Here is a 20,687-nt window from a genome sequence, read left to right on the forward strand (position 1 = left end):
TTTGCTGCATTGTAGTACCAAACGTCAACTTTGGTGGCAAAGAATTATATTGTTTTGTGATGGAGGTGTATTTTAGAGAATTTTCGGGCTTTCCAGAGGCTGGTAAGACCATAAAATTAAGTAACTGATGCGCGATCGTGCTATAAAATCTTACATAAACCTATCCACAAACCGGGGATTAACATTTTTCGCTCTTTCCTCGAACCTCGCAGCTCATCATCCATCCGTTAAATCCATTACACTAATCCGTTGCCGAACTTCCTATGGGTATCGTCGTAGAAAATGTCAGTAAACAGTTTGGCAGTTTCCAAGCACTCGATAAAGTCAGTTTAGAAATTGAATCCGGTTCCCTAGTCGCACTGCTAGGCCCGTCCGGTTCCGGCAAGTCTACCCTGCTGCGGCTGATTGCAGGTTTAGAAATGCCCGACTCCGGCAAAATCTGGCTGACAGGCCAAGATGCCACAAATACCAGCGTTCAAGACCGCAAAATTGGGTTTGTGTTTCAGCATTACGCGCTTTTCAAGCACATGACAGTGCGAAAAAATATCGCTTTCGGGATGGAAATTCAGAAAACTGCACCCGCCAAAGTCAAATCGCGGGTAGAAGAATTGTTGAATTTAGTGCAATTAGCAGGATTGGGCGATAGATACCCGTCGCAACTCTCAGGAGGTCAGCGGCAGCGCGTGGCCCTAGCAAGAGCCCTGGCTGTGGAACCGAAAGTGTTGCTGTTAGACGAACCTTTTGGAGCTCTCGATGCTAAAGTCCGCAAAGATTTGCGCGCTTGGTTGCGCCGACTGCATGACGAAGTGCACGTTACCACCGTCTTTGTGACGCACGACCAAGAAGAAGCGATGGAAGTTGCCGATCACATTACAGTCATGAATAAAGGTCAAATCGAACAAGTAGGCACGCCCGCAGAAATTTACGACCATCCTGCTAGTGCATTCGTCATGAGTTTTATCGGCCCTGTCAATGTCTTGCCCAGCAGTTCGAGAATGTTTCAAGACAACGGCTTTGACTCAGCCAACCCCGAAATTTTCTTGCGCCCTCACGACGTAGTAATTGAAACCACAGAAAATAGTGCAACAGTGCCTGCAAGAATCAGTCGCTTGATTCATTTGGGATGGGAAATTCAGGTAGAATTAACTTTAGATGACGGTCAAGTGCTCAATGCTAATTTGACCAGAGAAAAGTTTGACCAATTGCTGTTACAGCCGCAGCAAAGAGTGTTCGTCAAGCCGAAAGGTGCAAAGTCTTTTCCACTGTTTTATTCTATCTGAGATCGGGTGCGATCGAGCGATCGAACCCTCTGATACCAATTTCGGTTGCACTCGTTATGACTGTTGACTGTTGACTGTTGGCTGTTGACTGTTGACTCGATTTTATTATTTTGATGCAACCTGAAACCGATATAAATGGAGAGCAAACACACAAAAATCAAGGGACACGGCATTGCCTTGCCCCTAATTTTTTAGGCTGATAACTGTGGAGTTAGTCTTTAATGTTGCTCACAGCTTTTTTGACTTGTTGCTCAAAAGATGTAGCTCTTGTATTAGAAGGATTTTTCATCTTCTCGCTGTCAGCATCTCCCTGAACTTCATTAATCCCTTCATTAGCTTTTTTCTGAGTTTCTTCCAGAGACATCGGGTCTTTCAAAACAGCTTTTTGAGCTTCTTTCTCAATCCCCAAAAGTTGATCTTCACCTTTAGTGGGGCTGCTGGTAACAGCAAAAGCTGGGAAAGCATTGGAAACAAACATCAATGCACAAAAACAAACAGCTATTAAACTGCGAACAAAACGCTTGGCAGGAAGATTAAAGCTGATAAAAGACATACAAATTTTCTCCATTTTTACAAATTTTCATCGCTGAGATTGTTAACAGGCTGAAGCTCGTTCAAATTCTGTACAATCTTTAGCTCAAGTTCGATAAAAGCAACAGCTTTGAGCAGTGCCTCTTTCTTAAATTGAGGTAATATATAATATTTAGCCAAAAAAACGGATATTTGAAATCCTTCTCAGGGAATATTTTGGCTTTGTGTCTTCCGATAGATGAGTCTGGTGCATCGCTGAAGTCCGATTGAGATTTGAGATGGGAGTATCTGTGGCAGCATCTGAGCGGGCTCTCCCCGCTAAGGCAAAAACCCCGGTGTTGTTGAGAATCGTGGCTGCTATTCGACAGAGATCGATCGAGCAACCGGGTTTTTTGTCCCATGCGTAATATCGTTTCCGGTGGCATCGGAATCATAAAATCGAGTCAACGGTGAACAGTCAACCATTCAGTTTTTCGACCCGCCCGCGAACAGTCAACAGTCAACAGTCAACAGTCAACAGTCAACAGTCAACAGTCAACGGCGAACAGTCAACAGTCAACAGTCAACAGTCAACAATCACCTGACGGTGCAACCGGAATTGATATAACTCCTTAAGTTACTGCAGCCGCACGGGAACTTGATGTTGTGCTAGATAAGTCTTAATTTCTCCGACGCTCAGTTGCCCGTAATGTAGGAGGGAAGCCAGGAGTGCGGCTTCTGCTTTGCCCTCTGTCACCGCTTCGTAGATGTGGTGACAGTTACCCGCGCCGCCGGAAGCAATCACCGGAATTTCTACAACTTCGGCGATGCTGCGGGTTAATCCCAAGTCGTAACCGGCTTGAGTTCCGTCAGAGTCCATGCTAGTCAACAGAATTTCGCCGGCACCGCGCTGTGCGGCTTCCTTGGCCCAGACGATCGCATCTTTCCCGGTATTTTCTCGCCCCCCGCGCACGTACACGTCCCAACCCGGATTATCGGCATCTTGCCGTTTGCGGGCGTCGATCGCCACTACAATGCACTGATTGCCGAATCGATCGCTGGCTTTGTCAATCAAACTCGGATCGCGCACTGCTGCTGAATTAATGCTTACCTTATCAGCGCCCGCCCTCAACAAACTTTTAATCGTGTCCAAGGATTGGATGCCGCCGCCGACAGTCAAAGGGATAAATACTCGATCTGCAGTTTGGTATACCACATCAATCATAATGTTCCGGTCTTCGTGAGTCGCGGTAATGTCCAGAAACACCAACTCGTCAGCACCCGCATCGTTGTATACCTGAGCCATTTCCACCGGATCGCCAGCATCCTTAAGGTTGACAAAATTGACACCTTTGACCACGCGGCCGGCTTTCACATCCAAACAAGGCAAAATTCTTTTTGACAACATAAAATTCTCGTGTTTGTAATTTATACCAGTTCCCAAAAAAAATGCAACTGTAGCCTCGCGACCGAAACCATTATGCAGTAAGTCGTATCGTGTCCGATCAATTTTTGCTATGGTAATCGATCGGACATGATATAGCGGTTCTCAAGCTTGGTGAGGTATGCCCTGCGCGGGCCACCCTTCGACTTCGCTCGGGGGGCAAGATGCCCAATGCCCTGCGAGGGCCCATGCCCTGCGCGGGCCACGAGAGCACCTCATGTTACTGACCCAATTTATTGAATCTAAAATCTAAAATGCTATTGTTGACAGATACTTCAAGCCCGGATCGGCCACTGCCTGGAACAGGCTCTGTTGATATCTGGCAAAATTAGAAGTCAAGTAACAAATCTTACAGGTAACTGATGTTTTAATAATTCTCGGTTAAGGTACAGAGCCATCTGCCAGTTTTTTTTTGGCAAAAAGCAGCAAATTTAACTCCTGAGATACATCTCTGGCGTGAAAAATATGACACTTTCGCTTAAGATCGAAACATAACTACCTTCGCTGGCGATCGTATTGTGGTTAGGCAATCCTGTACGGGTTCGGTGCATCGAGGATGGACTAAATAATTTTAAATTTTGAGAACAGCCGATTTAAGGTTTTTTACTGGCAATCATGAGTTATTAATAGTTCGGACAGTTTTCAATCACTAACGGCAGAATGAGGGTTTCATCCTTCTCAGTGAAGTCTAATGCTAACGGTAAAATGAGGATTTCAGCCTCTGTCTCAAAAACTGTCCTGAGTATTCACTTATGAGCCACGTACTAAAGTTAAGATTGAAAGTTGAAAACCTCAAATCGGTTGAATTGATGTTGTTTCTAGGGCTGTGGTGACTTTGCAAGCCAATCCACATTTGTTACTTCGTACAGAAAGCGGCAATCGCTACTTGCCGCTCTCCGGCAGCAATTGCTGGACAGTAGGGCGGAATGATGACAATAATTTTGTATTGACCGATCGCTGGATTTCTCGCAATCACGCGATGTTACAGCAAATGGAGACGGGAGAGTTTTACTTGATCGACTTGGGAAGCCGCAACGGTTCCTTTGTCAACGGGCGGCGGGTGAGTATTCCTGTGACGCTCCGAAATGGCGATCGGATTATTTTCGGTCAAACTGAATTGGATTTCTACAACCCAGCCTCCGGCCGCCGGATCGATCACATACACGAGACAGACTCAGAAGATTTTACGGCGACTTTGACCGTCCGCAGCCTGATTACCGTCATGGTAATGGACATCCGAGATTTTACCGTTTTGACTAGACAGCTAGACGAAACCCTACTCTCCGAAGTCATCGGGAATTGGTTCCGCAAAGCAGGACACATCATTCGCGAACACGGCAGTTGGGTGGACAAATACATCGGCGATGCGATCATGGCCGTGTGGTTTCACAAACCAAGCGGTGTCAGCACCGAGGAAATGATGCGGATTTGCCAAGCTTTGAGCCAACTGCACAAGGCAACAGACGAACTCAGCAGCCGTTACCCCCTGCCTTTTCCTTTGCGAGTAGGGGCTGGCATCAATACCGGTTATGCAATGGTGGGAAATTCTGGCAGCAGCGATCGATCGGACTACACCGCCTTGGGAGATACTGTCAACGCAGCATTTCGCCTAGAATCTTGCACCAAGCAACTCGGCAAAGATATCGCCGTGGGAGAAACCACCTACAAATACCTGACCGAATTGGGTGCTGAGGGTGCTTTCGAGCAGCACACCGTTGCTTTAAAAGGTTACGAAACTCCCAGCGTGACTTACGGCGGTACTTATTCTGACTTGAACGCTTTTCTCAAAACCAAAGGAAAGAGTTCTGAATAGGTAAAAAACTAGGTGCAGCGTCAAAAATCAACCGATCGCCTCACCTGCGACTATTATCATATATAGTCCGCAATGTCAATACATGAATGTAAACTTTTTTGACATTTCTGCGCGTGCTGCGGATTTATCTAACAAACTGTATAAGCAAAATGGTAGTCTCTACATAATAAATGCTTTGCATGAAATTGGGAGACAAAACTTCATGAAACGATTGGGTCGTCTATTGGCAGTATTGGGCCTAGTGCTGGGCTGCTTTGCATGGGCAGGAGACCAAAGCGCGAGCGCGGCGACATTGAGCCGTCTCGTCTTACCACCATCCTCGCTTATAGTGCTTGACGTTCCGACTAGAACAAATCGCGCCGATGACAAACTTGCCACAGAATACGGCAAAAAAATTGACTTGAACAACAGCGGCGTCCGGGATTTTCGGGAATTTCGAGGGTTGTATCCTACTTTAGCTGGACTAATTATTAAGAATGCTCCTTACGAAGACGTTGAGGACGTACTCAACATTTCAGGCTTGACGGAACCTCAGAAAAAGGTGCTGCAGGCTAACCTGGACAAATTCACCGTAACTGATGTCGATTCAATATTTATTGAAGGAGACAACAGATTGAACAACGGTTTTTACGACTAAATAGCAGCGGGCCTCCTTTAAAGGCAGAAAGCAGAAGGCAGAAGGCAGAAAGCAGAAAGAAAAAAATTTTTCTAGAGGCTGATGACTTCTGCCTTCTGCTTTCTCCAGAATTCGGCAAGGCTGGCAAAAATTTGCGAGGTTGAAATCAGCGCGTTTTCGAGATTAAAATCAAATCCGGTAGCATCGGAATGATTCAGATATATATTCTCGGACTCTGTGTACTAATAAGGTTAAATCATTCCGATGCAAGCGGAAACGAGATCATTTGTAGGCTCAATCTAAAATAGACTGGAGTTGCATAAATCCTCGATTAATACATAAACCGCAGATGAAAGGCTGATAAACACAGATATAGCCTTTCGTTCGTAACATGAGGTGCTCTCGGCATAGGGAACAGGCCAAAGCGGGCATACCTGACTGTATTGAGAACCGCTATAGACGCAGATGCTTTTCAGATGATTTGTGAATGAGTGCAAGAAATATCAGATAAAATCGACAGACATTAATTCTCGCCCCAAAATTCAGATTGAGAGTTAATTCTAAAATCTAAAATCTAAAATCGGCAGACTTATGACTGACAAATTTGATGTATTAGTGATAGGTGCTGGGGCAGCCGGTTTGTACACGGCACTTTGCCTTCCAGAACATTTACAGGTGGGTTCAATTAATAAAAATACCCTGCCTGTTTCTGCCAGCGATTGGGCCCAAGGAGGAATTGCAGCGGCGATCGCCCCGGAAGATTCGGCAGCGCTGCACGTTCAGGATACAGTGGCTGCAGGAGCCGGTCTTTGCGATTTGGAAGCGGTCAAATTTTTGGTCGAGGAAGCTCCCGATTGCATTGATTCCCTCGTGAAAATGGGCGTGGCGTTTGATCGCGCCGGCTCAGATTTAGCCCTCACCCTAGAAGCCGCCCACTCCCGCCGCCGAGTGCTCCACTCCGCCGACACCACAGGGAAAGCAGTGATAGGTACCCTGACAGCAAAAGTATTGAGCCGCCAAAACATTCAAGTCGTATCCCCCGCCTTTGCATTGAGTCTGTGGCTCGACGAAAGCGGCCGCTGTCAGGGCATTAGTGCGATTTGTGGCAACCGAGTCAAATGGCTGCAGGCACCGGCTGTGGTGCTAGCGACAGGCGGCGGCGGACAGGTTTTTGCTCAAACCACCAACCCGTCGGTCAGTACCGGAGACGGGGTGGCAATTGCGTGGCGCGCCGGGGCGCTGCTGCGAGATTTAGAATTTGTGCAGTTTCATCCGACGGCGCTAAGTAAAGCTGGCGCGCCCCGGTTTCTGATTAGCGAGGCGGTGCGGGGAGAAGGAGCTCATTTGGTTGACAGCAAGGGATATCGCTTTGCTTTTGACTCTCACCCCAGCGGGGAACTTGCGCCTCGCGATGTTGTCAGCCGCGCTATTTTTCGCCATTTGCAGAAGACGGGGGAACCTCATGTTTGGCTGGATTTGCGCCCGATTGCGGTCGATCGGCTGCGCTACAGGTTTCCGAATATTATTCAAGTCTGCGCTGATTGGGGAATTGATATTTTTTCCGAACCGGTGCCGGTGACGCCCGCCGCCCATTACTGGATGGGAGGGATTGTGGCTGACAAGTTTAACCAAACTTCGATTCCGGGTTTGTACGCGGTGGGAGAAACTGCCAGCACGGGGGTACACGGCGCTAATCGGTTGGCGAGCAATTCGCTGCTGGAATGTCTGGTTTTTGGCGCGCAGATGGGACTTTTGCAGGTGGAAGGTGAAAAGTCCAAGCCATTCACGGATGAGGTCGATGTAGGGGAAATTTGGGAAAAATCGATTTCTCCACAGGAGATTGAGACGATCGAAAAATTGCGGGTGGAATTGCCGAGTTTGCTGTGGCAGAGTGCGGGAATTTGCCGGGGAATGCGGGATTTGGAAAGTGCGATCGTCCAAGTTGAGATTTGGCGGCAAGAATTTGCCTCTTTGCCCTTGAGTCAAACGCTTGATAATTTGCCGCCCGGACAAACTATTGATTTTTCACCAGATAATGCGGAAAATAGCTCGGTTTTGCGAAATTGGGGAGAACTTGGCAATTTATTGGATATTGGTTACTTAATTCTCAAAAGTGCTGCGTTTCGCACGGAAAGTCGCGGCGGTCACTATCGTGTGGACTATCCACTTACCGATCGAGATTGGTGCAGGCACACTTTAATTAACCAATCGAATTGGTACAAATCTGATCTCATAGAAGATTAAAAAATTGGTCTCAGCGCGTTCCCGTACCGTCACTTTTCGGGTTCCCGTTGGGGTCTGGTTCATATTTTGAGGTATTTCCAGACCTAGAAGTTTTGGCGGCTGCCAAAAATGTGGAGGTCGATCTCGGATTGGTTCGTAGTGCATCCTGGCGTCCGCTCACTTGTTGCGGACTAAAGTCCGCACTACGAACCATTTTTGTGATGGTAGCGGCATTGGCGATGCCGATCGTATTCACTTGCAAGCATACAGCCAGGGTAGCCGTTGTTGTGAGCTGAATCAAAGTACGCATAGTATTTATAGCCTTATTCAAATCACCGAAGTAGATGCAGGTCTGTAAAACCTATTATATCTATCACTTTCCGTATTTACACTGATATCTTTATATTTACTTTACTTAATTTTCGTGAACTTACGTAAAAGATTATAAATAAAGACTTTTTGGCGATTTAAATTTGGTCTTCTAGCTCAGTTTTTGAATCTTTTAATTAGGACTGACGCATGGGGAACTAGAAACCGAGTTTTTTATGAAAAGCGCGTTGCAGCCCCGAAATTCGGCAAAAAACCCGGTTTCTAGTTGTAGGGTGCAGCTCTTTAAAAGACGAGGAAAGAGGCAAAAATTGTTCGTAGTGGCAACGTGCTTTTACGAAATCATGGATTGGGGCATCTTACCCGGATTTGGTATGAGATGCTCCAGCATAACCTCTATCTGTAGGGTGCGGGGTGTATGGACCCTTACCCCTACAAGCAATAAATAATATCGTTTCCGGCTGCATCGTCAGGTGATAAGTTAGAGGGCAATTTATGAAAGATTTTTACAATTCGTTACCTATCTCGGCGCAATTTTCAGTTGTTCGATTCACAGTCAACAGTCAACACTCAACATCATGAGGAGTGCAACCGGAATTGATATAAAACTCTTTTTTGCCTCAGTCCCGATTTAGATGAGATGGCAATCTCCAGTCATAAGTTTCATGATTTTTGTAAGTCTATCTAATGACTGATGACTGATGACTGATGACTGATGATAAATTACTCAAGAAATTGATATTGATTTTTCCCCCGTTCCTTAGCACGATACATTGCAGCATCGGCATTTTTGACTAAAATCTCTGACTCTTGACCGTCAGTTGGATATAAACTAATACCAATACTTGTAGTTACAGAAACTTTATGTTCTTCTAAAAAAAAAGGCTGCACGATGGCATCGCAAATTTTTTCAGCTACCTTTGCAGCTTCCTCATTACCGGGAATTGCCGACAGGATGACTGTGAACTCGTCGCCGCCCAGCCGCGAGATGATATCGCTGCCGCGCAAGCATTGTCTGAGCCTGTTAGCAACTGATTTTAAGAGTAAATCGCCCACATTGTGTCCGAGAGTGTCGTTGATAGACTTAAATCCATCTAAATCTAAAAACAGTAAAGCTACCAGTTCTTGATTGCAAGAAGCTCTTTCTAGAGACAGATGCAAACATTCGTAAAACATTTTACGGTTGGGCAAACCTGTAAGAGCATCGTGAGAAGCTTGGTGGCTGAGTTCAGCATTTTTTTTCTCTAGAGCGTCTTCGCGAAGTTTGCGCTCGGTAACATCTCTGATCGCTCCGACTAAAAATAAGTTGCCGGCTGCATCTTTGTGCAGGGTTCTTTTAGTCGCAATCAGATGCGTAATTCCGTGAGCATCGGTAAAATATTCTTCATTTTCTTGCGGCTGTTGAGTTTGCAATACTAATTCGTCTTGCTGCCAAAATATATCGGCTTCGGCTTGGGGAAATAAGTCGTAATCTGTGCGATGGGTTAAAATTTCCCAAGGATAGCCGATTAACCGACAATAGGCCTGATTCAACACAACCCAGCGGTGATTTATATCTTTGACAAAAATCGGGTCTGGAATTGTATCAATTAGCGATTGTAAAAATTCTTTAGAGCGTTTTAGTTCTTCTTGCAAGTGAGCCAGATAGCCGACAACTGCTACGCCAGAACCGAAAAGACTGAGGATTGCAGGAATTAATGGCAGCCACCAACCGTCTAAAAAAGCTAAGTATAAACTGGCACTCAAACCGAGACAGATACTTGACAAACACCCAGCCGATCGCCCGAGCGATCGCAACTTCCAGCTCACACTCGCTCCCACCCAAGACCACAGTAAAATCCACAGTAACTCCCCAGCCTCGGGCCAAACATTGATACCTTCGCGTCCGTCGAGGGCCGCACTCAAAATTTGGCTCAAGAAATGAGCCTGAAGCTCGACTCCCGGTATGGGCTGGGGAGGAGCAAACACACCCGAACTGTAAGCATTTTGCTGAAAGTCTTTGAGGCTGGTGGCTGTTGAGCCGATCAACACAACGCGCGATCGCACAAAATCCGCCGGTACTTTGCCAGAAAGCACGTCACCCATCGATGCAGTGCGGAAACTGCCGCTCGGACCGCGCAGAGCAGCCAGAATTTGATAGCCGCGGCTGTCCGCTCGCACGTAAGCACCGTCATTCGGCTCAAAAGGTCGAAACACCCCCTTGCCTAACTGCAAGTATTTAGGATTGACAGTTGCTGGCTGAGGAGAAATCCCTTCGCCTTCGAGGTAAAGCAAAGCCAGTTTGAGCGCGAAGCTTTCATGAGTGTTGCCGTCTCCGGGCCAAGAGTAAAGCAAAGCTCGGCGCACTTTACCGTCAGCATCGATGACAACGTTGTTGAAACCGACGCGCGAGGACTCCTCAAGTACCGGAGGGGGCCGAACTCCAATCCTGGTTTCATCTGGCATCAACTCAATGCCAATTAAGTTAGGAATAGTTTTAAAAGTTTTGAGCAATTCGGCGTTACCCGGTTGAGTGGGCAAATCTCGGTAAACGTCGAGACCGATCGCCCGCGGTTTGCCAGCGTGCAATTTTTGCAGCAATTGGGCCAATACAGCATCGGAAATTGGGTAGCCGTATTTTTGCAAGTCAGCTTCCTTAATTTCTACAATCATGATGCGCGAGTCAATGGGTTCGGCTGGCCGCCCGCGCACAAAGTGGTCGAAAGCAGTCCATTCCCACACCTGCAAAAATCCGAACCAGCGCAGTACAATCACCGTACCGGCAACCGTACTGGCAGTAATCAATACTCTGCGTTCTCGATCGAGCCATTTTTTGATACTTTCTATCATAATTTTGGGAATTTTTGCCTCGCCTTTGGAGCATCTAAGCTACTACTACATATAGCTTTTATATCTTCTCGGCGATCGGCTCAGTCGATCCTGGCAAAATATCTCATTTGACAAGAGACTGGAGTTGCCTAAGTTTTTTATCGCACTTGGCAACCGCAGATTTCAGGCAGATAGACCCAGATAAACGCAGATAATTGCAGGAATTGAAAGCGAATTAATGCAATACCAGTTTAATGAGTCTGGAAGCAGAAATCCGGTTTTTTGATTTTATTTGTAAAATGTCTAGTAGTTCTACTATTTATAAAAATTATAATAAAGCTTGCTACAGCAAAAATGTTGGGCAGTGAAACTCTGGGTTTTTTCGGGATTTTTGAATATATCTGGTGCGGTTATATGAGATTGTTGGTCTTTCTGGAAGATGGTCGATTTATCCGCAGTTTAGGGAAATCTATTGCATGAAGGAATGATAATTGATTTTTTTTCAGACTTAATACTACAATACTTCCGAAAGTATTTTAAAATTCGCACCAACTAATGTTTAATTTTTTTTTATGGATTGTATAGCGGTTCTGACAAAAGTGAAGATAGCCCGGTTTGGCCTATGCCCGGTTTGGCCTATCCCGGATAGTACCTCATCTTTCGCTTGAAAGGCTATAGATGCGATATTTTTGAGTGATGTTACAACAGCCGAAAAAGATTAGACCTCTTGCACTCATTCGCAGAGCAGATTAAATTATCTGCGTCTATCGGTGTTTATCCGCTTGAAATCTGCGGTTTACCCATCAATCAAATATTTATGCAAGAGGTCTATTAGCTAAGCTTTAAAAAGCTGGATTTTTCCTACCCCAAAAAATCTCGGATCTCAACTCTCAAGCCTTGCTATCATTTTTGAAAGTTGCGCGGGCCAGTGTAACCGGATAACTCAGCGAGTTTATCCAAAGTTTGTGTCCCCGAATAAAACTGACCTTGAATTTCCCAAGTAGGGAAACCTTTAATATTTGCAGCACCAGCTTGGCAAATTTCAGCGCGGGAATTTTGCCCTCTGGGATCGCATTCAAAATAATCAATTATTTTGGCTGCTTCTTTCCCAAATAGCATTTTTTGATCGTGACAGTGGGGACACCAGTAAGCGCCGTATTCTTTAGCGCCGATTTGTCGGAGATGGCGGGCTAAAGCAATTTGTGCCGGCCCGGAGGTTGTGGTGACTGCTGGGGGTAAAATTCCGGGGGTAGCAGAAACAAAAGGAGCGGGTGAGCTGACGCTGTTGTATAGGGCTAAAGCGCCGATCGAACTCACCATCACCACCAAAATGCCTGTAAAAACTAATTGTCCGATATCTTCCCAGTCGCGCCCGACTAGCACCAGCACAAACAGCGACAGGGCAAATAAGGCGGAACTGATGCAGTAAATGCACAGATCCTTAATTTCAAAAGCCATCAAATACATCAAATAGCTGCTGAATATTAGCATCGCAGCGGTGATGATAAATAGGGCTTGCCAAGTCCAATTTTCTAGTTGAGAGTGCAGCCGTTTGTTGTTGTCAGGATTGACGGCTTTGGGAGCTAATGCCAGAATTGCGATGCTCAGGTATGCCAGACAACCTAATAAACTTAAAGGCACTGTGCCAAAGACTGTAGCGTAGGGACTGTTGAGAACTTTGTCGCAGCCGCTGGTGGGACAAATTACTGAGTTTGTTGTGAATTTAGCGATCGTCAGATAGGCCGTTTCTAGGACGCCGATGGCTGCGATGGCTGCCATCACCGTCCTAGACCAGCGATGAATCCAAGGGGTTGAACGTCGGCGAATCATTTTTTTGATTTGGGAATTGTTGATTGTTGACTGTTGACTGTTGACTGTTGACTGTTGACTGTTGGCAGTTGGCTGTTAAGAGGGCGGGCCCGCACCATCCACCGCCCCTACTGACTGTTGCCAACTAACAACTAACAACTGCCAACTAACAACTAACAACTGCCAACAATTCCTATTTTACGTTTTACTTCTGACTCTGCCCGGTTCCGGTGTTAGCCCTCTCGAACCATTAGCGTTTTTGTTTTCTTGTTCGAGCTCTTTCTCGGAAAAGCTGCGATGGGCGGCTTCTACAAATTGACTGACGCGGATGGGATCGATCGGTTGTTCGATGCGGCCATTTCGTTTCAGCGAGCTCGACACAATTACTCCGTCTGCAGCTTGCATGAGGCTGGAAATGTTTTCCCACGATGCACCGCTACCGATGAATACAGGAGTTTCCCCCGCTGCTGCACTCGCAAGTTCTAAGTCTTCGAGATTGGGTGGGCTGCCGGTTGTCCAGCCGGAAAGAATTACGGCGTCGGCTAAGGCGCGCCCGATCGTCTCTGAGACGGCTGTGGTCAAGTTGGAGCCTCCCAGGGGTCGCCCGTGCTTGACTAGCACGTCTGCTAATATTTTGACATCGCTTCCCAATTCCCGACGGTAGCGCAGGAGCTGGTGTGCTTGGCCTTCAATTAAGCCTTGGTCTGTAGCCATGATGCCGTTGAGGACGTTGACGCGGATGAATTGAGCTCCCGTGCAGGAGGCGATGGCGATCGCGCTGTGGGCGTCGTTTCGCAGCACGTTAACGCCGATCGGCAGTGTCACGAGATTTGTTAGCCTCTCGACTACCAGAGTCATCGCACTGACAACAGCCGGATCTACGCTGTCTTTGGCAAAAGGAGCATCAAAAAAGTTCTCGACTATGATACCGTTTGCGCCGCCAGAAGCCAGCGCTGTAGCCTCTTGCTCGGCTCTTCCGATAATAGCTTTGAGGTTCCCGCCCCAGCGGGGAGAAGTTGGCAAAGGCTGTAAATGTACGACACCGATTATGGGATTCGGCGTTTTGAATATTTGTTTTAAGTCCACGGATTTTCCTGAAACCACCAAGTTCACTGACGGCTGACGGCGGATTTTGACGGTATATTCTAGAATTCTATATCCACGCGGGCGATTCCGATGACTCGATCGCGCTGCAGAGTTGCTAAAAGCCTGAATTGGGCAGCATTTAGTCGATTTTCGATTCGGGTATTGCAGATTTTCGATTTACTGAAAGCGGGTGAATTACCGGAGGTTGAACAAAAGTCTCAAATTTTGCACTCTTTACCACAGATAGTACGTAGCACCGTATCCGTTTTAGATTGAGGTTAATCGTTGAAATTTGTTCTGATAATTTTGGCCCTCACCTGCGGATTGTGGGCAGCAATCGAAGTGCTGCTGCGGGTGTTGCTGGGTTTTGGCAATCCCTTGATTTACATTGCTGATGCGGAGTGCGGCTATTTGTTGGCGCCCAACCAGAGGGTGCGCCGTTTGCGAAACCGGATTGAGATTAATGAGTATTCGATGCGTACTGGAACGATCGCCCCACTCCCAGCCTCAGACACTCTGCGGGTTTTGCTGTTGGGAGATTCTGTCGCCAACGGCGGTTGGTGGACAGATCAGACAGATACCATCTCCGAAATTATGGCTCGCCAGTTGAGGCTGCAAGTACAAAATCTGGCAACCAATGCACAATTAAGTTCAAAAGTCAACTACTCAAAGTTTGAAATTCTGAATGCCTCAGCCAATTCTTGGGGGCCGAGGAATCAACTTGCTTACGCCCAGCGGTTCGGTGTTTTTGGGTCAAAAATTCTGGTGTTGCTGCTGAATACGGACGATTTGTTTGCATCTGCTCCTTCTTCTCTGGTGGTGGGGCGCGATCGAGCTTACCCGGATCGCCAACCGCTCTCGGCCGCGCTAGAATTATTGAGCCGTTACTTGCTACCTGCGATGCCAGCGAGCCAATTAGCAGCAGCCGTAGCCAAAAGTGGCGATGTAGTCGGCTGCAACTTAGAAGCTATTCGCCAAATCCAAACAATAGCTGTATCGGCTAACGTCGAGTTTTTGCTAGCGGTGACTCCCAAGCGCCATGAATGCGGCGAGGGCCCTAGAGACTGGGAAGTCAAGGCTAGAGAGCGTCTCGCCGAACTTGTCACACAGGAGAAAATTACTTACATAGATTTTCTTCCTATTTTCAATTGTGCGGCGCAACTTGCAACTTTGTATCGAGACAGCATTCACCCAAGCCCTCAAGGAAATCAGCTAGTTAGCCAAACTATCAGCAGTCAAATAGTCGCTCTTTTTTAAGATCAAAAATTGTGACTTTAGCCAAAGATGGATAATTGCCCTCCCCCGACATAGGTTGTGGAAAGCAAAAAAAAATTAATTTTAGTTTAAGCCTGCAGATTGCATCTGTGGAGTCTACCTCAAATCTGAGATTTCAAATAGACTGTTTCATCTCCCAATAAAGGATGTGAAGTCAATCTCAAATCTTTCATCTAAAATTGACAGTTTAAGCCCGCAGATTGCATCTGTGGAGTCAATCTAAAATCTACAATCTACAATCTAAAATCTACAATCGAGTGACATCGAATCCGGTTGCGCCCAAACAGTTACCCTATTCAACAAACAACAAACCCCAAACTGTCAAGGCACCCGGAAACGACAGAATTTGTCTCGATTTAGCTAACTTGCAAAGTAGACTCTAGCTTTTGTGGATACCAAGCTTGACCGTCGAGAGCCATTTGCTCGATCAAACTCGCAAGCCGCAGAGCTTTGAGAGCTTGTTCTCCTCCGACTGAAGGCTGATTTCCACCCCGCACGCAATTAATAAAATGCTCCAATTCTGCGTGGAGCGGTTCAATATTGCTGGTGTAAACTTTCTCGATCAACCCATCTTGACGGTAAAGCACCTGACCGTAATCTGTCACGTAATTGGCGGTGGTTTGTCGGTGAATCAAGATTTCGTTGTTAAGAAAATCTGCCTCTGTCAAAGAATTTTTGCAGTGAGCGGCGATTGAACGAAGTTTGCGGTGCGTCACCTTGCTTGCTGTCAGGGTGGCGACAATGCCGTTAGCAAAGTTCAGCGTCGCTGTCACGTAGTCTAAATAACCTGAATCTGATGCGCGGCTACCGCTAGCCGTCAATTTTACTACTTGAGAATTTGCCAATTCCAGAAGCAAGTCGATGTCGTGGATCATTAAATCCAAAACTACCGATACGTCGTTGGCCCGATCGGAATAGGGACTCATCCGGTGAGCTTCCAATGCCAGTAGCTCTTCAGTTTTCAGCACTTTGCCGAGTTCCTGAAAAGCTGGATTGAAGCGTTCGATGTGACCCACTTGCAAAATGCGGTGGGCTTCTGCAGCGGCGTTGACTAAAGATTCGGCTTCAGCAATGCTAGCTGCGATCGGCTTTTCAATTAAAACGTGAACCCCTGCTTGGAGACAAGACATCCCCACAGGGTGGTGCAGGCGAGTTGGAACGGCGACGCAAACTGCATCTACGTGGGCGAGCAAATCTCGGTAGTCTTCAAAGAAGCGAACCCGGTATTTGCTTGCTACATCAATTCCCCGCTCTACATTTATATCTGCAACACCCACGAGTTCGATATCTTTTAGCAAGCTCAAAACTCGCGTATGGTGTTGGCCCATATTGCCAACCCCAATTACCCCAATGCGGAGGGGTTCGGGTTGACTTCGCTTGACGAAAACGTTTGCGTATCCCAATGACATCCTATCTAGCACTCCTGGATTCTCCTCCACCACAGGAATCAAGCCCGTTGGCTTCCCTAAGCTACTCACAGCTCATCCAGATAGTACCACAGTCAAACTATTTGTGAAGAATTTCTAAGTTGGGCTGGGATTCTAGCCGTCAGCAATTACGCAGGCGCTACCTATGGACGAGAGCTTAATATTGCGGTATTTTTCTAGGAAATTACGTATTGACAAATATAATTATACATGATGGATATGCTGCGGGCGATCGCCTGGATACGGCCGCCGAACCAGTTCCCGAACCTCTCACCGTTGGAGGGACAGCTTTAGCATTGGCCGGTTTAAGCTGGTTGAAACATAAGAAAAAAATCGCTGCTTGACCTGCTAGTTCACTTTTCATAAAATATGCGAGTAGCAAAATTTTGCTCTCGATTCGGAGACAAAGCCCTAGCTTTCAAAATAGCCGCCACCAAAAACGCATAGGACAAAACTCCCACCAAGGCCAGCAAAAGTACGCTGACTGCTCCCGACGCATTCCACAATGCGTGAAGTGCGGAGGCGCTAAAATAACCTACGCCCAAAATTTGCCAGCGCTTCCTGGGTTTGAGGGCGCTTAAACCGATAAAATATCCCAAATAGCCGCTGTAAGCCATGTGTCCGGCGGCGGAGCCTAAAATGCGGGGAATGAGCAATTGCAATCCTACTAATTGTCCGGCTTCTGGGCCTGCTTGCAGGGTGATATTTTGGATGATATTGGGAACGTATTGACCGAGAGTTTCTAGTAGTGTAAAGCCGACTGCTGAGGCACTTCCTAACAGAATTCCGTCTAATGGTTCCCAAACGCCGATGCGATCGCGCCAGGGATTTTTTAGTAAATTTCCCAGCAGCATCGCTCCCAAAACGGGCAGGGCTTTCAGCAATTCTTCCATCAGACCCGCCCCGAAGAACATTCTGATTAAAAAAGGTAAAAAACTGATTTGTTCGCCTTCTGTGGGCAAACGACCGGGCAAAATTTCTCTAAATACTAATATAAATCCAATCAATAAGGGGCTTAGCAGTATCAGGACTGTGGCTAAAGCGGTACCGAGCAATACCCACCAAGGTTTGTGTTTGCCGCACAGTTGATAAATGAAGTAGTAGGCTGCACCGGCTAGGTAGGCTGACAGCAGGAAGTTGAAGGCTGCGGAATTTCCGACGGCGAGAAACATCGACACGACAAAAATAACTGTGGCTATACCTGGATATAAGTATGCTTTTTGGCTTAATTGTTTGCCGGTGGAGGCGATCGGGAATAATTGAGTTAAAGTTAGAGCGTCTTTTTCGGGCGGCTCAAAATTGACCGTTGGGGCCTGGGAGAATCCGGGTTTACTTTGGTGAGGGGTTGCGGAAGTTTCAAATATGAATTCAGGGCCGTCTTGACCGAGACTGATACGATCGCCTGTTTGTAAAGTTTGGCAGCCTTGCAGTTTTTGACCGTTGACATAAGTTCCGTTAGCGCTGTTGAGGTCGCAAATTTGCCATCTCGTCCAATTACCATGAGTCAGGGGGCGGACTGCGGCGTGGCGGCGGGAAACCATGCCGTGGGCGATCGACTCTAGGGCTATGTGACAATTGCGATCGCGTCCGATCGCCACTTCCCCATATTCAGAAAGTGGGTACTTGGACGCTGCCGATGCCGCAGAGCCTTTGGCTGGCACTTGTCGCAAAAATCCGATTTCATTAGTCATTAGTTGTTAGTCATTAGTTATTAGTTATTGGTTATTAGTTATTGGTTATTAGTTATTAGTTATTAGTTATTGGTTATTGGTTATTAGTTATTGGTTATTAGTTATTGGTTATTAGTTGGTAGGGCGGTGCCCCCGTACCCGCCCTTATTAGTTGGTATTTGGTAGTTGGTAGTTGGTAGTTGGTAGGGGGGGGTGGATGGTGCGTGCCCGCCCTCAGTTGTTAGTCATTAGTCATCAGTCGTTAGCCGATCTAATTTGTTGGCAGTATTGATAACATAGTTATTAGTCATTTTCTCGCTGTTTAGTTATATTGTTTGTTATCCGTAATCTTGATTCCACAATTATGAGATTTTAGATTCCGACTAATAACCTATAACTAATAACCAATAACCAATAACTAATAACTAATAACTAATGACTAACAACTAATAACCAATAACTAATGACTGTACCTATAGATTTGCTCTAGCATCCTGAACGGCGGCATAGAAAAATATGCCTGTTAGCGGTACGCTGAGGGCGAGGATGATACCCGTCACTACATTTCCGAGTTGAGCGTCTCCCGAAGACAACTCAAAGATGGAGCCGACGGCGGCGATCGCAGTGATGCAAGAAAGAGCTAACAATAAACCACTTTTGGGAGTTCCTGCCATCATATTGATTTTACTGCCTTGGGCGAATATTTTTGCTTGACTAATTCTTCATTCAATGCAAGTTTGTTTTCTACTCTGTCTACAAACAGCACGCCGTTGAGATGATCGATTTCGTGTTGGATCACCTTAGACAGCAAGTCTTGAGCTTTGAGTGTTTGGGGGCGACCGAATTCGTCGCGGTAAGACACTTCAATGACTTCTGGGCGTTTGACATCAAAATAAACTCCCGGAATGCTCAAACACCCTTCTTGCAAGATGCAGACTTCGCTGCTGCTACTTTTGATGGTGGGGTTGATCAAAACCAATGGAGGTATCGCCGGATTGTCGGGTTCGCAGTCGATAACAATTACTTGTTTGTGGACTCCGACTTGGGGGGCTGCTAAACCGATGCCGTCGGCACTGTACATGGTTTGCAGCATTTCTCGGACTAACTGCCGAATTTCTGCATCGACGCTGCTGACACGCTTTGCTGGCTGCCGCAGGACGCGATCGCCTAAAGTGTGTATTGTTAGGGGCGGTTTTTCTAACTTTTTCTTTTCCACCAAAACCTGAACCGTCATAAAACCTCACGAGATTGTTTGAAAATCCCCAACGAAAGCTGTTGGGGGAGGAAATGGGAAGCAATACTATTACTTTCAATCTTAATCTAATTTTAAGTAGCCATGACTGGAAACACACCAAACCAAAGGCCTGTTAGATCCCTGGGGCTTTCGCCTGCTGATTTGGCGGTAGAGTTCGCCGGGGCGATCGCGATTGTGCTTGCTGTTTTGCCGATCGTAGAATTTTGGGCTGTTTTGCCCGATCGAATTCCGATTCATTTCGGATTTTCCGGGCAGCCTGATAGTTGGGGCGACAGGGTGACAATCTGGATACTGCCGGCGGTGGCTGCCATTATTTTTGTGGTTTTAACTGCTGTATCGCGCTATCCGCATACTTTTAATTATCCAGTACAGATTACCGAAGAAAATGCGCGCCGACAATATCTCCTAGCCAGAAGCCTTTTGGTTTGGCTGAAAGCGGAGGTTTGTTGGCTGTTTGCTTTTGTGGTGCGGCAACAAATTCTTGTGGCTTTGGGCAATGCTCAAAAATTTAGTATGGAATTGCTTTTAGGGATAATTGTTTTGATATTTGCAACGGTTGGTTTGTATTTGTTCAAGGCTTATTTTGCTCGATAAATATACGCAAAAACTATCGTCTAACAAGGTTTGTAGCGATGACTTTAGTCTGCATCAATCCGAAAAATCGGATTCTTCACGACAAAATTTTCAACTAAGCCATCAGATATGTTTGTTGATTGTTCATCGGCAACACTCGCAACCGTCGATTTTTCAAATCTGGTTCTAGGCCTAGTTCTTCCATTGGAATCACACCCAACAAAACAGCCGAAACGCCTTCGGGTAACTCTAAACAATCAAATCTGCCTTCTCTCCCCTCTACAATAATTTGAGCGTCGGCAAAAATTCGACCTTTTTTGATGCCGGCCGATGTTTCGACATTTCTTTCTCCTACTTGTATTAAGCCTAGTTGGCTAATAATGGGAGCAGGCAAAGAAAGCAGAGTTGCTCCGGTATCGACAACAACGTTATCGAGGTTGACAGAGCGAACTTCCTCAGCAGAAATAAATCCCCGTTCTGCCATAACTCGATCGATACGATTCGTGACTGTGATGGTAGTGATTACTTGACCCATTTGTTTGCTTTGAAGATTGGGGAGTACCAGAGTCAT

The 20,687-nt window shown here is 46.5% G+C and carries 18 protein-coding genes; 7 read left to right on the forward strand and 11 right to left on the reverse strand.

All coding sequences use genetic code 11. From position 1 onward, the window contains the following. The first annotated feature begins 263 nt into the window (after nt 1-263). The gene (locus QT998_RS22620) at nt 264-1,280 is read left to right on the forward strand and encodes a sulfate/molybdate ABC transporter ATP-binding protein (protein WP_333092980.1); all 1,017 of its coding nucleotides are present in this window, start codon (nt 264-266) and stop codon (nt 1,278-1,280) included. Between the two features lie 211 nt (nt 1,281-1,491). On the opposite strand, the gene QT998_RS22625 is transcribed toward QT998_RS22620, so the two are convergent. Beyond that, nucleotides 1,492-1,833 (reverse strand): low temperature-induced protein, encoded by a 342-nt coding sequence (locus tag QT998_RS22625; RefSeq protein ID WP_194067566.1) that lies wholly within the window; start codon nt 1,831-1,833, stop codon nt 1,492-1,494. Between the two features lie 594 nt (nt 1,834-2,427). After that, nucleotides 2,428-3,198 (reverse strand): imidazole glycerol phosphate synthase subunit HisF, encoded by a 771-nt coding sequence (gene hisF / locus QT998_RS22630; RefSeq protein ID WP_194008152.1) that lies wholly within the window; start codon nt 3,196-3,198, stop codon nt 2,428-2,430. Between the two features lie 862 nt (nt 3,199-4,060). Between hisF and QT998_RS22635 the strand changes: the two genes are divergently transcribed. The 3 genes from QT998_RS22635 to nadB all read left to right on the forward strand — a co-directional run bounded on the left by QT998_RS22635 (nt 4,061) and on the right by nadB (nt 7,907). Continuing rightward, nucleotides 4,061-5,047 carry an adenylate/guanylate cyclase domain-containing protein gene (locus QT998_RS22635; RefSeq protein WP_333092979.1) on the forward strand — a complete coding sequence of 329 codons (987 nt, stop codon included), beginning with the start codon at nt 4,061-4,063 and terminating at the stop codon, nt 5,045-5,047. A gap of 202 nt (nt 5,048-5,249) precedes the next feature. Next, nucleotides 5,250-5,684 carry a photosystem II complex extrinsic protein PsbU gene (psbU, locus tag QT998_RS22640; protein ID WP_333092978.1) on the forward strand — a complete coding sequence of 145 codons (435 nt, stop codon included), beginning with the start codon at nt 5,250-5,252 and terminating at the stop codon, nt 5,682-5,684. 570 nt (nt 5,685-6,254) lie between these two features. Further along, nucleotides 6,255-7,907, forward strand: a complete 1,653-nt coding sequence (gene nadB, locus QT998_RS22645; RefSeq protein ID WP_333092977.1) for an L-aspartate oxidase — start codon at nt 6,255-6,257, stop codon at nt 7,905-7,907. 10 nt (nt 7,908-7,917) lie between these two features. On the opposite strand, the gene QT998_RS22650 is transcribed toward nadB, so the two are convergent. The 4 genes from QT998_RS22650 to btpA all read right to left on the reverse strand — a co-directional run bounded on the left by QT998_RS22650 (nt 7,918) and on the right by btpA (nt 13,916). Continuing rightward, nucleotides 7,918-8,196, reverse strand: a complete 279-nt coding sequence (locus tag QT998_RS22650) for a hypothetical protein (protein ID WP_194067562.1) — start codon at nt 8,194-8,196, stop codon at nt 7,918-7,920. A gap of 740 nt (nt 8,197-8,936) precedes the next feature. Then, complete coding sequence (locus tag QT998_RS22655) at nt 8,937-11,042, reverse strand: CHASE2 domain-containing protein (RefSeq protein WP_333117218.1); 2,106 nt, start codon at nt 11,040-11,042, stop codon at nt 8,937-8,939. An 882-nt stretch (nt 11,043-11,924) separates the two neighbouring features. Continuing rightward, entirely contained in the window at nt 11,925-12,851 is a 927-nt protein-coding gene (locus QT998_RS22660) for a vitamin K epoxide reductase family protein (RefSeq protein ID WP_194067560.1), read from the reverse strand. A 177-nt stretch (nt 12,852-13,028) separates the two neighbouring features. After that, nucleotides 13,029-13,916: a photosystem I biogenesis protein BtpA gene (gene btpA, locus QT998_RS22665; protein WP_333092975.1), complete on the reverse strand. Its 888-nt coding sequence runs from the start codon at nt 13,914-13,916 to the stop codon at nt 13,029-13,031. Between the two features lie 285 nt (nt 13,917-14,201). On the opposite strand from btpA, the gene QT998_RS22670 reads away from it, so the two are divergent. After that, entirely contained in the window at nt 14,202-15,173 is a 972-nt protein-coding gene (locus QT998_RS22670; protein WP_333092974.1) for an SGNH/GDSL hydrolase family protein, read from the forward strand. A gap of 374 nt (nt 15,174-15,547) precedes the next feature. Here QT998_RS22670 and QT998_RS22675 read toward each other — a convergent pair whose 3' ends face one another. After that, nucleotides 15,548-16,600 (reverse strand): Gfo/Idh/MocA family oxidoreductase, encoded by a 1,053-nt coding sequence (locus QT998_RS22675; protein ID WP_333093003.1) that lies wholly within the window; start codon nt 16,598-16,600, stop codon nt 15,548-15,550. A 209-nt stretch (nt 16,601-16,809) separates the two neighbouring features. Here QT998_RS22675 and QT998_RS22680 point away from each other — a divergent pair, with 209 nt between their 5' ends. Then, nucleotides 16,810-16,962: a PEP-CTERM sorting domain-containing protein gene (locus QT998_RS22680; RefSeq protein ID WP_333092973.1), complete on the forward strand. Its 153-nt coding sequence runs from the start codon at nt 16,810-16,812 to the stop codon at nt 16,960-16,962. A 9-nt stretch (nt 16,963-16,971) separates the two neighbouring features. On the opposite strand, the gene QT998_RS22685 is transcribed toward QT998_RS22680, so the two are convergent. From QT998_RS22685 to def, 3 genes are all read right to left on the reverse strand, one after another. Continuing rightward, complete coding sequence (locus tag QT998_RS22685; RefSeq protein ID WP_333117220.1) at nt 16,972-18,309, reverse strand: PrsW family glutamic-type intramembrane protease; 1,338 nt, start codon at nt 18,307-18,309, stop codon at nt 16,972-16,974. Between the two features lie 452 nt (nt 18,310-18,761). Continuing rightward, complete coding sequence (locus QT998_RS22690; protein WP_304941012.1) at nt 18,762-18,962, reverse strand: hypothetical protein; 201 nt, start codon at nt 18,960-18,962, stop codon at nt 18,762-18,764. After that, nucleotides 18,962-19,522 carry a peptide deformylase gene (gene def / locus QT998_RS22695; RefSeq protein WP_194008141.1) on the reverse strand — a complete coding sequence of 187 codons (561 nt, stop codon included), beginning with the start codon at nt 19,520-19,522 and terminating at the stop codon, nt 18,962-18,964. The genes QT998_RS22690 and def overlap by 1 nt, the downstream gene beginning before the upstream one ends. A gap of 102 nt (nt 19,523-19,624) precedes the next feature. On the opposite strand from def, the gene QT998_RS22700 reads away from it, so the two are divergent. Continuing rightward, a complete protein-coding gene (locus QT998_RS22700; protein ID WP_333117222.1) occupies nt 19,625-20,137 on the forward strand; it encodes a DUF1648 domain-containing protein in 513 nt (170 codons plus the stop codon). A gap of 94 nt (nt 20,138-20,231) precedes the next feature. Here the strand turns inward: QT998_RS22700 and QT998_RS22705 are convergent, their stop codons facing one another. Further along, complete coding sequence (locus tag QT998_RS22705; RefSeq protein WP_333117224.1) at nt 20,232-20,687, reverse strand: aspartyl protease; 456 nt, start codon at nt 20,685-20,687, stop codon at nt 20,232-20,234.

Origin of the sequence: Microcoleus sp. S1D4 (assembly GCF_036700765.1) — a bacterium.
Classification (GTDB): Bacteria; Cyanobacteriota; Cyanobacteriia; order Cyanobacteriales; family Microcoleaceae; genus Microcoleus.